Annotated in this window: 12 protein-coding genes; 6 read left to right on the top strand and 6 right to left on the bottom strand. The window is 69.7% G+C overall.

The window, feature by feature from the left end:
• Positions 1-449: 449 nt before the first annotated feature.
• Both ATL42_RS04205 and ATL42_RS04200 read left to right on the top strand, forming a co-directional pair.
• Positions 450-1,130, top strand: a complete 681-nt coding sequence (locus ATL42_RS04205; protein ID WP_211281776.1) for a response regulator transcription factor — start codon at positions 450-452, stop codon at positions 1,128-1,130.
• Positions 1,131-1,144: 14 nt separating this feature from the next.
• Positions 1,145-2,383: a sensor histidine kinase gene (locus ATL42_RS04200; RefSeq protein WP_098454280.1), complete on the top strand. Its 1,239-nt coding sequence runs from the start codon at positions 1,145-1,147 to the stop codon at positions 2,381-2,383.
• Here ATL42_RS04200 and ATL42_RS04195 read toward each other — a convergent pair.
• The 3 genes from ATL42_RS04195 to ATL42_RS04185 all read right to left on the bottom strand — a co-directional run bounded on the left by ATL42_RS04195 (position 2,340) and on the right by ATL42_RS04185 (position 4,913).
• On the bottom strand, positions 2,340-2,813 hold the full coding sequence (locus ATL42_RS04195; RefSeq protein ID WP_245862096.1) for an FAD:protein FMN transferase: 474 nt from the start codon (positions 2,811-2,813) through the stop codon (positions 2,340-2,342). The two genes, ATL42_RS04200 and ATL42_RS04195, sit on opposite strands and share 44 nt — an antisense overlap.
• Positions 2,814-3,090: 277 nt before the next feature.
• Complete coding sequence (locus tag ATL42_RS04190) at positions 3,091-3,624, bottom strand: FMN-binding protein (protein WP_098454279.1); 534 nt, start codon at positions 3,622-3,624, stop codon at positions 3,091-3,093.
• Positions 3,621-4,913 carry a ferredoxin reductase family protein gene (locus tag ATL42_RS04185; protein WP_245862094.1) on the bottom strand — a complete coding sequence of 431 codons (1,293 nt, stop codon included), beginning with the start codon at positions 4,911-4,913 and terminating at the stop codon, positions 3,621-3,623. Before ATL42_RS04185 ends, ATL42_RS04190 begins: the two co-directional genes overlap by 4 nt.
• A gap of 256 nt (positions 4,914-5,169) precedes the next feature.
• Between ATL42_RS04185 and ATL42_RS04180 the strand changes: the two genes are divergently transcribed.
• The 3 genes from ATL42_RS04180 to ATL42_RS04170 all read left to right on the top strand — a co-directional run bounded on the left by ATL42_RS04180 (position 5,170) and on the right by ATL42_RS04170 (position 9,927).
• Entirely contained in the window at positions 5,170-7,050 is a 1,881-nt protein-coding gene (locus ATL42_RS04180; RefSeq protein WP_098454277.1) for a heavy metal translocating P-type ATPase, read from the top strand.
• Positions 7,051-7,142: 92 nt separating this feature from the next.
• Positions 7,143-8,891: an FAD-dependent oxidoreductase gene (locus tag ATL42_RS04175; RefSeq protein ID WP_098454276.1), complete on the top strand. Its 1,749-nt coding sequence runs from the start codon at positions 7,143-7,145 to the stop codon at positions 8,889-8,891.
• Between the two features lie 103 nt (positions 8,892-8,994).
• A complete protein-coding gene (locus ATL42_RS04170; protein ID WP_098454275.1) occupies positions 8,995-9,927 on the top strand; it encodes a universal stress protein in 933 nt (310 codons plus the stop codon).
• Between the two features lie 54 nt (positions 9,928-9,981).
• On the opposite strand, the gene ATL42_RS16355 is transcribed toward ATL42_RS04170, so the two are convergent.
• The 3 genes from ATL42_RS16355 to ATL42_RS16140 form a co-directional block, all read right to left on the bottom strand.
• The gene (locus ATL42_RS16355) at positions 9,982-10,122 is read right to left on the bottom strand and encodes a hypothetical protein (RefSeq protein WP_169925331.1); all 141 of its coding nucleotides are present in this window, start codon (positions 10,120-10,122) and stop codon (positions 9,982-9,984) included.
• A 120-nt stretch (positions 10,123-10,242) separates the two neighbouring features.
• Positions 10,243-11,628, bottom strand: coding sequence for a GntP family permease (locus ATL42_RS04165; RefSeq protein WP_098454274.1), 1,386 nt, complete (start codon positions 11,626-11,628; stop codon positions 10,243-10,245).
• Between the two features lie 117 nt (positions 11,629-11,745).
• Entirely contained in the window at positions 11,746-11,976 is a 231-nt protein-coding gene (locus ATL42_RS16140; RefSeq protein ID WP_143556688.1) for a hypothetical protein, read from the bottom strand.
• A 184-nt stretch (positions 11,977-12,160) separates the two neighbouring features.
• On the opposite strand from ATL42_RS16140, the gene glgX reads away from it, so the two are divergent.
• Positions 12,161-14,326 carry a glycogen debranching protein GlgX gene (glgX, locus tag ATL42_RS04160; protein WP_098454273.1) on the top strand — a complete coding sequence of 722 codons (2,166 nt, stop codon included), beginning with the start codon at positions 12,161-12,163 and terminating at the stop codon, positions 14,324-14,326.
• Positions 14,327-14,347: the final 21 nt, after the last annotated feature.

Below are 14,347 nucleotides of genomic sequence, written 5' to 3'. Positions count from 1 at the left end.
ACGCGGAGCCTCGGTCGGCTCGGCACGACGGGTAGACCTGGTGGGCTCAACCCGACGCGGAGCCTCCGTGGGCTCGGCACGACGGGTAGACCTGGTGGGCTCAACCCGACGCGGAGCCTCGGTCGGCTCGGCACGACGGGTGTCCGGCACGGTCTCGGCCCGACGGGCGGCCGGCACGGGGGTGGCTCGGTGGGTGGCCCGCACGACTCGGGGAGCCGACCTCTGATCCTGTTGACGATCCTGGTGATGTTCCGTGACTAGGGTCATGGCACCAGGATGCATGGCGAAAATCAGAGTTTTCTCATCTTTCGGGACCTTAGACTACCGCTCGCGCGGACCCAGCCCGGATTCATAACGATTTCTTATCCTTCTCTTTCTCTGAAGTGACGTGGGTCTCACCGGCACGTGGGGATCGCGGCCTACGTCCTACGATGGGCGCGGAGGCGATGATGAGCTCAGAGGGTGCGCGGGTGCTCCTGGTCGAGGACGACAGCCAGCTGTGCACGATGCTGGAGGAGGTCCTCGCCGACGAGGGGTACACGGTCGACGTCGCCAATGACGGTCAGCGCGGTCTGCACCTGGGGCTGACGAGGGCGTACGAGGTTCTCGTTCTCGACCGTGGGCTGCCCGTGATCGAGGGGCTCGACCTGCTGGGACGGTTGCGCGGTCGTGGTGTGCTCACGCCAGCGCTGATCTTGTCTGCGCTGGGCAACCCGGCAGACCGGGTCGCAGGTCTGGATGCCGGTGCTGAGGACTACATGTCCAAACCGTTCGACGTCGACGAGCTTGCCGCCCGGTTGCGTGCGCTGCGGCGCCGTGGCGCCGCAGGGGCGGGTCCTGAGGACGAGGTCGTGCGTGTCGGTTCCCGTGTGCTCGACGTCGTCGGACGGCGGGTGACCTCCGCGGACGGATCGGTGGTGAATCTCTCAGAGCGGGAGTGCTCTCTCTTGAGCCTGCTCGCTCGCCGTCCGCGCCAGGTGTTCTCGCGCGGTGACATTCTCGACCGGGTCTTCGACGGGTCTGACGACGAAGGCGCGGTCGACACGTACGTGTACTACCTGCGACGCAAGCTCGGCCGTGGCATCGTGGCGACGGTTCGTGGGCTCGGGTACCGGCTGGGGAACGAGTGAGACGGCGGGCTCGCTTGACGTCGGCCGAGGACTACCGGTTGCGGCGGACCGCGCGGCTTCTGGGACTGCAGGCTGCAGCTCTCGTGCTCGTGTGCTTGGTGGCTGTCGGGGTGACGGTGGTGCTCGTGGTCGCTCACGGGCAGGCAGAGGTGGGTGAGCGGGCGCTGGAGAGCGCGGCACGGTCGGTCGACGACATCCACGACGCACCGACCGGGATGTGGGTCGCGATCGACGGACCGCACGGGCTCGAGACGTCGCCAGACATGCCTGACGGGCTTCCCGACGTGTCGGTCATGACCGACGTCGCCCAGACCGGGAAGGCGCGATGGACGCAGGCGACGCTCGGTGACGACGAGCTGACGGTCTTCACCGCACGGTCACGCAACCGCACGGTCCAGGCGATCCTCGACCCGCGCGAGAGCCACGCGGAGATCGGACGGCTCGTGGCGGCGCTGGCGGTCGCGGGCGGCCTAGGAGTCGTCCTGGCTGGTCTCGGTGGTTCGTGGCTCGCTGGTCGAGCGGTGCGTCCGACCGTCGAGGCGCTGGCCCTCCAGCGGCGGTTCGTGGCGGACGCGAGCCACGAGCTGCGCACCCCCTTGACGCTGCTCTCGACGCGGGCGCAGCTTCTTCGGCGCCATGCGCGCGCTGATCCCGCCGTGGCCGAGGGGTCGCGGATCCTCGACGACGTCGATGCCCTGCTCGAGGACACCCGCGCACTGACGTCCATCCTCGAAGACATGCTGCTCGCGGCCGACGCACGGTCGGTCGACCTCGCTCCGTCGGACGTCGTGGTCATCGCGGACTCTACGGTCGCCGCAGCGCGCGCGACTGCTCAGGGGCGGGAGGTGGAGCTTGTCCGGGCCGGCGAGACATCGGTGGTGGCTGCGGTCTCGTCCGTGTCGGTGCGACGTGCCGTGACCGCGCTGGTCGACAACGCGATCGATCATGCGGTGCACCAGGTGCGCGTCGTGGTCACGCGTGACGGCGACGGCGAGGCAGTCGTCGTCCGGGTCGAGGACGACGGGCCCGGGATCCTCGGTGACGGTGGCGACCTCTTCGAGCGCTTCGCGTCCCGGAGGGCGCTGAGGGTCGGCGAGGACGACCGACGGCACTACGGTCTGGGGCTGGCGCTCGTCGCCGAGGTCGCGGCGCAGCACGGTGGCTCGGTCACCGCGGGCCCCCGGCCGGACGGTCGTGCGGGCGCTGCGGTCACGCTGCGTCTGCCTGTGTCGGGTCGGGCCCGGCAGCGGTGACGATCCGTCCGTCGGGCAGGACGGCGAACGCCTGACGCGCCCCCTGCTCGACCGCCCACCCGAGGGACTGCGGGCCGAGGACGAGGACGCACGTCGCCAGGACGTCCGCCGTGGTGAGATCGCCGGCGACGACCGTCGCAGCCACGAGAGCCAGCGACCTCTCCCCCGTCCGGCCGTCCCACACGTGCGCACCCCGCTCGTAAGTGCCCGACGTCGCGACCGCCCCGTCACGCTGCTCGACGACCGCGAGCATCCGCCGCGGATCCCACGGGTCTCGCACACCCGTGCGCCACGGCCGCCCCGGCTCTGGCTCGCCACGGGTGACGACGTCACCGCCAGCGTTGAGGCAGAAGCTCGTCACCCCGTGCGCGCTCAACACGTCGGCCGCACGCTGCGCCGCCCAGCCCTTGACCACCCCGTTCGTATCCAACGAACCATCCGGAGCCCACACGCTGAACGCACCCCCGCTCGCAGCCCTCGCTCGCTCCCCGATCGCCAGGATCTCCGCTAGATCGACCGACGCAGACGCCCCCGGACGCGCATACCGCCGCACCTCGCTCTCAGCGCGGAACGGACTGAAACGCTCGTCAGCCGACCGCAGAACAGCAAGAGCCGCCTCCACCGCGGCGCCTGCAGCGCGCGGTCCAGGGGCCCCCCGCACGTCGATCGACATCGGGATCCCCATGACCTCCTCCGTCCGACGCACCTCAGCCCACCTGGTCGATCGCCGACTGGACGGACTCGCGGTACGCCTCGGACGTGTAGGTCGCACCCGAGACGGTGTCGATCGCTGCCGACTGCGCATCGAGCACCTCTTGGGCCAGCACGGGCATCGAGCGGGCGGAGATCTCCGCGCTCTCTCGGTGCGTGCTGGGCGACTGGAGCTCCTGGACGTCGACGATCTGGGCTCCGTCGAACGTCACGGACACCTGGACAGGACCGTACCGCGTCTGGGCGACCGAGCCCGCGACGGTGACCGTGCTCGACGTGGTGGACCCGGCGGACGGCGCAGCGGTCTCCGACGGGCTCGGGTCTGCGGACGGGGCTGCCGGGTCGGCAGGTTCTGCCGCGTCTGTCGACGGAGCGGGCGTCGTCGCCGCTACGGAAGACTCCTGGGAGACGACCGGCGGCGCAGCGACCTCGGTCGTGGCCAGGGGGCCGAACCGGGCCACGGCGACCGTCCCGATCGTCGCGATCGTTCCGGTGTAGATGAGTGTCCCGCGCCAGCGTGGTGTGCTCATGACAGGCTCAGCTCCTCGTGGTGGACGGCACTGCGGGGGACGCCCAGGGTCCGCGCCGAGCTGACGACAGCCGCGACGAGACCCTCGGGGCCACAGACGAAGACGTCACGTTCAGCGACGTCGGGGACGAGACGCACGAGGCTCCGGGGCGCGAGGGGGTCGTACCCAAGATCGGCACGCCGCCCGGGGAGCGGGAGGTAGCGCAGGCCCGCGACACCGACGAGCTCGCGGCCCAGGGCCAGTCCGTCAGAGCTGTGGGCACGGTGCACGACGACGACGTCGCGCCCCTGGCGCAGGAGGTCCTCGGCCAGCGACCGGATCGGTCCGATCCCGGCTCCGCCAGCGACAAGGAGCGCGCCGGAGGACGTCGACCGTTCGGCGGTGAACCTGCCGAACGGCCCTTCGACGAGAACCCGTGTGCCCGGCTTGATGCGTGCGGTCGCGGACGAGTGGTCGCCGAGCGCAGCGACCGTCAGTCGCAGCAGGTCCGAGGTCGGAACCGTCGAGAGCGAGTAGGGGTGCGCAGTCCACAGGTGCCCCGGCGTGAGAAACCGGACGAGGACGAACTGGCCGCCCTGCGCCGAGAGGCGCTCGAGCCCGGCACCGCGCAGCCATACGCTCACCATCCCCGCACCTTCCGGGACCACGTGCTCCACCCGCAGCATCATCTGCCGGTGTGCGAGCAACGGCACGACCACCCGCCACGTGACGAGTGCCGACGCCGTCGCCACGTAGAGGGCGATCCAGACCGCCCGGGCGAGCGTCGAACCGACGAAGTGTGACCCGGCCGCGATCTGGTGCCCGAAGGTGAGGAAGATCCCGACGTACACGGAGAGGTGGAGCACGAACCAGATCTCGTACGACAGGTGCTCTCGCGCGAGCCGCGCGCTCGACATGCCGACGACGAGGAAGATCGCCGTCCCGACCAGGGCCGTGACCATGTCAGGCTGCGTCGCGAGGATCGAGAGGACCTCCGGCCACAGCGCGAGCTGGTCGAGCATCGCTCCCCCGACGATCATGAGCACCACGTGGGTGACCACGAGGAGCACGACCGTGGTGCCGAGCGAACGGTGCCACCCGACGAGCCGGTCCATCCCGACGGCGCGCTCGAACCACGGCACCCGTCCGATGAGCAGCAGCTGCAAGCACACGAGGTACGACGCCAGCAGGCCTGCGAGCTCACCGACGCTCGTCAACGTCCCACCAGGGGTCGCGCCGATGCTGCTGGGAGTACCTGCCCACCAGAAGACGAGCACAGCGACAGCTCCACCGATGATGAGCGCGTGCACCGCAGCGCGACCGTAAGACCGCTGTCGATGCTTCGACCGCACCGCTCGAGGGGCAGGCGGCACGGCTCGGGGGACCGGGCTCTGTTCCTGGTGGCGTTCCGTGACGAGTGTCATGGACCTAGGGTGCCGTGCGATTCTCAGAGAATTCTCGAAGTCTGCTGTGCGGCGGTGCCGAGCATCGATACCACCGAGACGCACGGATCGGACAGCCTCACCTTGCTGGCGGACCATCGTGTCCCGGGAGTAGACCAGGATCATGGACGCCTTCCTGAGCACCGCGCGCAGGTACCCGATGGTCCTGACGACGGTGCTCGTCGCCGCCCTCGCAGGGGTGCTGACCGCCTCTGCGTGGTCGTGGTCCGCCCCGTGGCTGCTCGGCGGCTTCGCTGCGGTGGCCGCGGCCCGGTCGGCGTGGTCGATGGTGCGCGATCTTCTCCGCGGGAACGTCGGTGTCGACGTCCTCGCAGTGACAGCGATCGTGGCCGCCGTGGCGGTCGGCGAGGTGTGGGCCGCGGTGATCGTCGTGCTCATGCTCACCGGCGGCGAGGCGCTCGAAGACTACGCGGCGCACCGCGCCGAGCACGACCTCACCGCGCTGCTGAGCAACGCGCCTCGCGTGGGTCACCGGTTGCTCCCCGACGGGACGACCGAGGACGTCCCGGTCGACGAGATCCGGCCGCTGGACCGCGTCCTCGTGCGCGCCGGCGAGGTCGTCCCCGTCGACGGCACGCTGCTCACCGCCGTCGCAGAGCTCGACGAGTCCTCGCTCACCGGAGAGAGCCTCCCCGCAGAGCGCGTCGCCGGCGACGAGGTGCTCTCCGGGGGCGTCAACGGAGCGTCCGCAGTCACGCTCGAGGTGACCCGTGCAGCACGGGACAGCCAGTACCAGCAGATCATCGCGCTCGTCGAGGGCGCAGCCGCGAGCAGGTCCCCGATGGTGCGTCTCGCGGACCGGTTCGCGGTCCCGTTCACGGCGGTCGCCTTTCTCGTCGCGGGCGCTGCGTGGTGGGTCTCGGGCGACGCGGTGCGCTTCGCCGAGGTCCTGGTCGTGGCGACACCGTGCCCGCTGATCATCGCCGCACCGGTCGCCTTCATGGCGGGCATGAGCCGCTCTGCGCACGCAGGAGCGATCATCAAGAGCAGCGAGACCCTGGAGAAGCTCCACGGTGCACGGGCTGTCGCGTTCGACAAGACGGGGACTCTCACCAGCGGACGGCCCGAGCTCACGGAGGTCCGCTCGGCGGGTCGTCTCTCGAGCGACGAGGTCCTGCGCCTCGCGGCGTCCGCCGAGCAGTTCTCCTCGCACGTCCTCGCGCAGGCGGTCCTCGGCGGTGCTACCGCGCGCGGTCTCACCGTGGCGGGCTCGGGATCGGCAGAAGAGTCGACAGCCAACGGCGTGACCGCTCAGGTCGAGGGGCGCACGGTCGTCGTCGGCAAGCGCGCTTTCGTCGCTGCCGCGGCCGGCCAGGACGTGCCGCCCACGGCTCTCGAGCCCGGCGAGCTCGCGGTGTACGTGGCTGCCGGGGGGACGTACGCAGGCGCGCTCGTCTTGCGTGACGAGGTCCGGGCTGACGCGCGCACGACCGTCGACGACCTGCGGTCCCACGGCATCCGCCACATCGTCATGCTCACGGGCGACGCCCGCCCGACCGCGGAGCACGTCGCCGCAGAGCTCGGCATCGACGACGTCCGAGCCGACTGCCTGCCGGCGCAGAAGGTGGAGGCGGTCGTCGGTCTCGTCGAGCGGCCCGTCGTCATGGTGGGCGACGGCGTCAACGACGCCCCCGTGCTCGCTGCTGCTGACGTCGGGATCGCGATGGGGGCACGTGGGTCCACGGCGGCGAGCGAGTCGGCGGACGTGGTCATCCTGCGCGACGACGTCTCCCTGGTCGCCACGACGCTGACGATCGGTCGGGAGACCGTGAACGTCGCGCTCCAGAGCATCTGGGTGGGCATCGGCCTGAGCGTGGCGCTCATGCTCGTCGCTGCGTCCGGCGTGCTGCCGGCGGTGGTGGGTGCCTGGTGCCAGGAGGGCGTGGACGTGCTCTCCATCCTCTGGGCGCTGCGGGCGACCGGGTCACGGTCTCAGCGGGTGCGCGTCGCGCCGTCGCTCGAGCAGGCACCTGTGCCCTCGTGACCGGGGTCCTCGCCGGTCGACGACGCCCTGGTGTGACCAACGCCACGCGACCGACCCGATAGGCCCAATACCCCGGGGGGTATTCTCAGACCATGACTTCATCACACGAGACAGGCCGCCCACCTCGCATCGTCATCGTCGGAGGTGTCGCCGGTGGCATGAGCGCAGCAGCCCGCGCCCGCCGCATGGACGAGACCGCCGAGATCACGGTGCTAGAGCAGTCGGACTACGTCTCCTTCGCCAACTGCGGCCTGCCCTACCACCTCTCCGGAGAGATCGAGCAGCGGGAGTCCCTCGTGCTGCACACCACCGGTTCGCTGGCAGCCACGCTCGCCCTCGACGTCCGCACCGGGAGCCGCGTGACCTCGATCGACCGCGCCGCACAGACCGTCTCTGTCTCAGCAGGCAGCGACACATACGACCTCTCCTACGACGCGCTGCTCCTGTCCACCGGCGCGGTCGCGGTCCAGCCCCCTATCGACGGGCTGGACCACCCCGCCGTCCACTCGCTGCGCACGATCCCTGACCTCGACGCCGTCAACGCCCGCGTCGACCACCTCCTCGCACGCGCAGCCTCCGACAGGCAGCCACGCGCCGTCGTCGTCGGCGCCGGGTTCATCGGGCTCGAAGCCGTCGAGGCGCTCGTCGCTCGTGGCCTCCGTGTCGACCTCGTCGAGCTCGCCGACCACGTCCTGCCGCCGCTCGACGCCGAGCTGGCCCCGCTCCTCGCGGACGAGCTGCGAGCGCACGGTGTCGGGCTGCACCTCGGGGTCTCCGCGACGAGCGTCACGGGCGCGGGCGACGACGGGTCGGCAACGGTCACGCTGGCCGACGGCACGGTGCTGGCTGCCGACGTCGTCGTGGTGAACGTCGGTGTGCGTCCGGCGAGCGATCTGGCCCGCGACGCAGGTCTCGATCTCGGCCCCAGCGGCGCCATCCGGGTCGACTCCGACCAGCGCACGTCCGACCCGCACGTCTGGGCGGTCGGTGACGCGGTCGAGGTCCTCGTGGCTGTCACCGGTGCGGTGGGCCCTGTGCCGCTGGCAGGCCCGGCGAACCGTCAAGGTCGCCGTGCAGCGGACTCGATGCTGGGTCGGCGCACGACCCCGCAGGCACCGGTCCTGGGCACGGCGATCGTGCGCGTGTTCGGGCTCACTGCTGCGGTGACGGGTGCGAGCCAGGCGTCGCTCGCCCGGGCAGGGATCGAGCACGAGGTGGTCCGTATCCACCCGGGGCACCATGCCGGGTACTTCCCTGGGGCGGAGCAGGTGCACCTCGTCGCGTCGTTCGCGCCGGACGGTCGTCTTCTCGGGGCGCAGGGCGTGGGGCGCGAGGGCGTCGACAAGCGGATCGACGTGCTGGCGACGGCGTTGCGCGCGGGGATGACCGCAGACGACCTGGCTGAGCTCGAGCTGGCGTACGCGCCGCCGTATGGTTCGGCGAAGGACCCGGTGAACATGCTCGGGTTCGTCGCACAGAACGTGCTCGACGGGACGATGCCGCAGTGGCACGCCTCAGAGCTCGACACCGTGGGGGAAGAGACGCTCGTGCTGGACGTGCGCTCGGTGGACGAGTTCGAGCAGGGGCACCTCGAGGGTGCGCTGAACATCCCGCACACCGAGCTGCGCGAGCGTGTGGACGAGGTCCGGCTCGCTGCGGCGGGGCGCGGCATCAGCGTGCACTGCGCGAGCGGGGTCCGGTCCCACATCGCGACCCGGGTGCTCGTCGCGGCCGGGCTCGATGCCCGGAACCTGTCGGGAGGCTGGCTCACTCTCGCTGCGGTGCGTCCCGACGCTGCTGTCCGCACCGACTCTGCTGCGCCCGCCCTCGCGGCCGTGTAGTCCCGCGCAGGCCGTCTGTGACGTTCTGCGAAGGATGCCCGATCGGGACTAGGGTGAAGAGGACAGCACGCACGGCAGCGTCCGACCCGCTCCGGAGGTCCTCATGACAGAGCACGGTTCTGTAGTCATCGCACTCGACGGTTCACCGCACAGCGCACAGACGCTCGAGTGGGGCATGGCGGAGGCCGTCCTGCGCGGCACGGACGCGATCCTCGTCCGAGCGTGTCCTGGGACGCGGGACATCAACCGGATCGGGTGGTATCCCCTCCTCGAGGACGAGATGTTCGAGGCCGAGTCGCGCGCCTACCTCGAGAAGACTCTCCCGCGCGTCCGCGAGCGCTGGCCGGACGTCGAGGTGTCCACGAGGCTGCTCCACGGCTCGGAGGTCCCGGTCCTGCGGGACATCAGTCGTGGGGCGGCGCTCCTTGTGATCGGTGCGCGCGGCCGGAGCGGCCGGCGTCGTCTGGGATCGACGGGCGCGCACATCGCTGCGCATGCGCTCTCCCCTGTCGCTGTGGTCCGTGACGTCCGGGCACCGTCCGACTCCCCTGCCCCTGTGGTGGTCGGTGTCGACGGGTCGCCGTCGTCCTTGCTCGCTGCTCGGCTCGCTGCGGCCGAGGCGTCGCTGCGTGGTGCGCCGCTCGTCGTCGTGCACGCGCGTCCCAAGAAGTCGGGCCGCCGTGCGGACGGTGAGCAGGCGTCGGTCGGCGACCGCGGGGCGTCGGACGAGCGCGCATCGACCGACGGCATGGCCGAGGTCGCTCGGACGCTCGCCGGGGATCACCCTGGTCTCGATGTGACTGTGGACGTGCGTCTCGACGACCCGGCCCGGGCGCTCATCGCGGCGGGGCGTGATGCTCAGCTCATCGTCGTGGGATCGCGTGGGCTCGGTGCCTTCCGCGGCATCCTCATGGGCTCGGTGAGCAGCGAGGTGCTGCGCAAGGCGGAGCGGACCGTCCTCGTCGTGCGGACCGGGCCTGAGGATGCGACGCACGGCGACGCACCGGCCGGCGGCTCTGAGGAGATCGACGGCTGACCGTCGGTCGCGGTCGTGGCCGTCCGGCTTGGGTGAGGTCCTGCTGGGGCTTGACTAGTGAGGTCGGACGGTCCGGCTGCGGACGACGTGCGCCGCGGCGTGCGGGTGCAGCGCGAGCCAGAGCAGCAGGTACGGGAGCCCTGGGTTGACGGGCTGGACGACGTGGTCTGCGCTCCATGTCGACAGGGTGCTCATGATGTCCTCGCTTCACCGTGGTGCACGACACGAAGGGCGTGCCGTCTTACCAGACCTATCCGCAGGAACGCGTCGTCCATGACAGGTCGGACGGGGTGAAGACGAGACCAGACGACGAGATCAGGCGAGGACGAAGACGAGCGAGGCGATGGCGAAGCCCATGAGCCCGATGACGGTCTCCATGACCGTCCACGTCTTGAGGGTGGTGGCGACGTCCATCCCGAAGAACCGCCCGACGAGCCAGAACCCCGAGTCGTTGACGTGCGAGGCCATGACCGAGCCCGCGGCCACGGCGACGACGACAGCAGCTGTCTCGAGCCCGTTGTAGCTCCCTGCCGCGACGGCGGGCTGGATGAGGCCTGCTGCGGTGATGAGAGCGACCGTCGCGGACCCTTGGGCGATGCGCAGGATCGTGGCGATGAGGAAGCCCGCGACGATGACCGGCAGGCCCAGGTCCCCCAGCACGTCTGCGAGCGCGTCACCGATGCCTGATGCACGCAGCACCGCGCCGAACATCCCGCCGGCTCCGGTGATGAGGATGACGGAGCAGACCGGTCCGAGTGCTGAGTCGAGGAGCTTCTCGATCACGGTCTTCTCGCGGCCCCGTCGGTGACCGAGGACCCATGCCGCGACGAGGGTCGCGATGAGGAGCGCGACCGGGGTCGAGCCGATCGCCCGGGCTAGCGCGAACCAGGTCGCCTCGCCGTCGACCACCCCGGCACCGCGCAGGGTGTCGAGGCCCGTGTTGACGAAGATGAGGACGAGCGGCAGGAGGAGGATCGCCACGACGGTGCCGATGCCTGGAGGGTTGTCCGGGTAGTCCTCGTCGTCTGGCTTGCCGAGGATCTCGGGCACGGGCAGGACCCAGTTCTTCCCCGCCCACGTCCCGTAGAGGTACGACGAGACGTACCAGGTGGGGACGGCCACGACGAGGCCGAGGAGGATCACGAGGCCGGTGTCTGCTCCGAGGAGCTCGGACGCAGCGACCGGCCCAGGGTGGGGCGGGACGAAGATGTGCATGACGGAGAACGCCCCAGCCGTCGGCAACCCGTACGTGAGCACGGAGCCGCCCAGCCTGCGGGCGACCGCGAAGACGATGGGGAGCATGACGACGAGGCCTGCGTCGAAGAAGATCGGGAAACCGAAGATCAGAGACGCGATCCCGAGGGCGAGCGGTGCGCGCTCTTCGCCGAACCTCGCCACGAGCGTGTCGGCCATGACCTTGGCTCCGCCTGAGGTCTCGACCATCCGGCCGAGCATCGCTCCGAGGCCGACGAGCAGAGCGACCGAGCCGAGCGTCGTGCCGAACCCGCTCGTGAGGACCTCGACGACCGATTCGGGGGGCACCCCGGCGGCGAAAGCGGTGAGCAGGGAGACGAGGATGAGCGCGAGGAACGCGTGCAGCCGCAGCTTGATGATGAGGACGAGCAGCAGGAGTATGGCCCCGCCGGCGATCGCGAGCAGCGGGCCTGCTGTGAGCGTCTGGTTCCAGTCCTCGAGCGGCATCGGGGGCTCCAGTGTTCGTGGGGACGAGTCTGTCTGAGCGACTCGTGCCAGCATGAACGAGGACGTCCCTGTGTGCGACCTGAGCGCCGAGGCCCAGGAGGTCGGCAGGTCGCCGGTCTAGATCTCTTCGGGGTTGTCCCAGTCGTCCCCGGCGAGGATCGCGCCGTCCTTGGCGCGCCGCTCGGACTCCCGCAACGACTTGGGAGCACGGGTGGCGTCACCACCGGTGAGCACGTCGCCCATACCGGGCCTGTCCTCGTCGTAGTACCGCGCGTCACGCTCGACAGGGACCGGCGTCGCGTTCGGTCGGCGTGCGGGGCTGCCCGGGTCTGATCGTTTCGTGGCCATGCTTCATCCCACCAAACTCCGACGCTTTGCGCCACAGATGAGTGTGCTGAGACGGTGCACGTCTCCGCCAGTGGTGAAGGTCATAGAGCCGGAAACGGCGCTCGTGGGCACGATCTGACCTCCGATGTGCGCCTAGAACGCCTTTTGGCATGACGGAGGTCGATTCGTAGTGCAGTCTTTTCGCATGCAGATCTGGCCTGGACATCCCTACCCCCTCGGTGCGACCTTCGACGGCACCGGCACCAACTTCGCGATCTTCTCGGAGGTGGCGGAGCGCATCGAGCTCTGCCTCTTCGAGATCGACGGGACGGAGACCCGGATCGAGCTGACGGAGGTGGACTCCTTCGTCTGGCACGCCTACCTTCCCTCGATCCAGCACGGCCAGCGGTACGGCTACCGGGTGCACGGGCCGTACAGCCCCGAGAACGGTCAACGGTGCAACCCCTCGAAGCTTCTCCTCGACCCGTACGCCAAGGCGATCGACGGTCAGGTCGACGGCGACCAGAGCCTCTTCTCGTACACGTTCGGCGAACCTGAGAAGCGCAACGACGACGACTCCGCCGCCCACACGATGAAGTCGGTCGTCGTCAACCCCTTCTTCGACTGGGGCCACGACCGGCCGCCGAACCACGAGTACCACGAGAGCGTCATCTACGAGGCGCACGTGCGCGGCATGACCCAGCAGCACCCGGACGTGCCTGAGGAGCTGCGCGGCACCTACGCAGGCATGGCCCACCCGGCGGTGATCAGCCACCTGGTCGAGCTCGGGATCACGGCCGTCGAGCTCATGCCCGTGCACCAGTTCGTCAACGACTCCACCCTCGTCGCGAAGGGCCTCTCGAACTACTGGGGCTACAACACCATCGGCTTCTTCGCCCCGCACAACCGCTACTCCTCCTCCGGGTCTGCCGGGCAGCAGGTCCAAGAGTTCAAGGCGATGGTCAAGGCTCTGCACGAGGCCCACATCGAGGTCATCCTCGACGTCGTCTACAACCACACGGCCGAGGGCAACCACCTGGGCCCGACGATCAGCTTCCGCGGGCTCGACAACGCGGCCTACTACCGTCTCGTCGACGACGCGCAGGAGCACTACTTCGACACGACAGGTACCGGCAACTCGCTGCTCATGCGTCACCCGCACGTGCTCCAGCTCATCATGGACTCGTTGCGCTACTGGGTGACCGAGATGCACGTCGACGGGTTCCGCTTCGACCTCGCGTCCACGCTCGCGCGCCAGTTCCACGAGGTGGACCGCCTCTCCGCGTTCTTCGACCTCGTCCACCAGGACCCTGTGGTGAGCCAGGTCAAGCTCATCGCCGAGCCGTGGGACCTCGGCGACGGCGGGTACCAGGTCGGCGGCTTCCCGTCGATGTGGAGCGAGTGGAACGGCAAGTACCGCGACACCGTGCGCGACTTCTGGCGCGGTGAGTCGGCGACGCTCGCCGAGTTCGCGAGCAGGCTCTCCGGTTCCTCCGACCTCTACGAGCACACGGGCCGCAAGCCCATCTCGTCGATCAACTTCGTCATCGCCCACGACGGATTCACCCTGACCGACCTCGTGTCCTACAACGACAAGCACAACGATGCGAACGGCGAGGGCAACAACGACGGCGAGAGCCACAACAGCTCGTGGAACTGCGGCGTCGAGGGGCCGACAGACGACCCCGAGATCAGCAGCCTGCGCCGCCGCCAGCAGCGCAACATCCTGGCGACGCTCCTCCTCTCTCAGGGCGTACCGATGATCGCCCACGGCGACGAGATCGGACGCACCCAGAAGGGCAACAACAACGTCTACTGCCAGGACAACGAGCTCGCCTGGATGGACTGGGACCTCGACAGCGAGAAGCAGGACCTGCTGCGCTTCACCCAACAGCTCGTGCACCTGCGGCTGCGCCACCCCGTGCTCCGCCGTCGTCGGTTCTTCAACGGCGACCACGACTGGACGGACACGTCTCTGGGTGACATCGCGTGGCTGAACGTCGACGGCGAGCACATGCAGGACGGCGCGTGGAACGAGGGCTTCGCCCGCTCGGTCGCGGTGTTCATCAACGGTGAGGCGATCGGCGAGCCTGGACCACGTGGCGAGACCATCACCGACGACAGCTTCCTCATGCTCTTCAACGCCCACCACGACGAGCTGGAGTTCACGATCCCCGACGCGAGCTTCGGTGCTGAGTGGACGATAGTGTTCGACACAGCGACCCCGCCGTTGGACGCTTCACCGCTCATCTCGACGACCACACCTGTGGATCTGCCGGTGACGAGCGCCACGACCGTCGAGGCGGGTGCCACGATATGCGTCACGGGGCGGAGCGTGGTCTTCTTGACGCGGCCGCCGCTCGGCGAGTAGCGGCACCCGTACCCGAAGGAG

Origin of the sequence: Sanguibacter antarcticus, assembly GCF_002564005.1 — a bacterium.
Lineage (GTDB): Bacteria > Actinomycetota > Actinomycetes > Actinomycetales > Cellulomonadaceae > Sanguibacter > Sanguibacter antarcticus.
Note: the sequence above shows the minus strand (reverse complement) of the source record. Positions and strands in the feature narration are given on the sequence as shown.

Coding starts and splice junctions, on each gene's coding strand:
- ATL42_RS04165 (WP_098454274.1), bottom strand. CDS start 11,628: ATGCCGCTCGAGGACTGGAACCAGACGCTCACAGCAGGCCCGCTGCTC.
- glgX (WP_098454273.1), top strand. CDS start 12,161: ATGCAGATCTGGCCTGGACATCCCTACCCCCTCGGTGCGACCTTCGAC.
- ATL42_RS04205 (WP_211281776.1), top strand. CDS start 450: ATGAGCTCAGAGGGTGCGCGGGTGCTCCTGGTCGAGGACGACAGCCAG.
- ATL42_RS04175 (WP_098454276.1), top strand. CDS start 7,143: ATGACTTCATCACACGAGACAGGCCGCCCACCTCGCATCGTCATCGTC.
- ATL42_RS04180 (WP_098454277.1), top strand. CDS start 5,170: ATGGACGCCTTCCTGAGCACCGCGCGCAGGTACCCGATGGTCCTGACG.
- ATL42_RS04190 (WP_098454279.1), bottom strand. CDS start 3,624: ATGAGCACACCACGCTGGCGCGGGACACTCATCTACACCGGAACGATC.
- ATL42_RS16355 (WP_169925331.1), bottom strand. CDS start 10,122: ATGAGCACCCTGTCGACATGGAGCGCAGACCACGTCGTCCAGCCCGTC.
- ATL42_RS16140 (WP_143556688.1), bottom strand. CDS start 11,976: ATGGCCACGAAACGATCAGACCCGGGCAGCCCCGCACGCCGACCGAAC.
- ATL42_RS04170 (WP_098454275.1), top strand. CDS start 8,995: ATGACAGAGCACGGTTCTGTAGTCATCGCACTCGACGGTTCACCGCAC.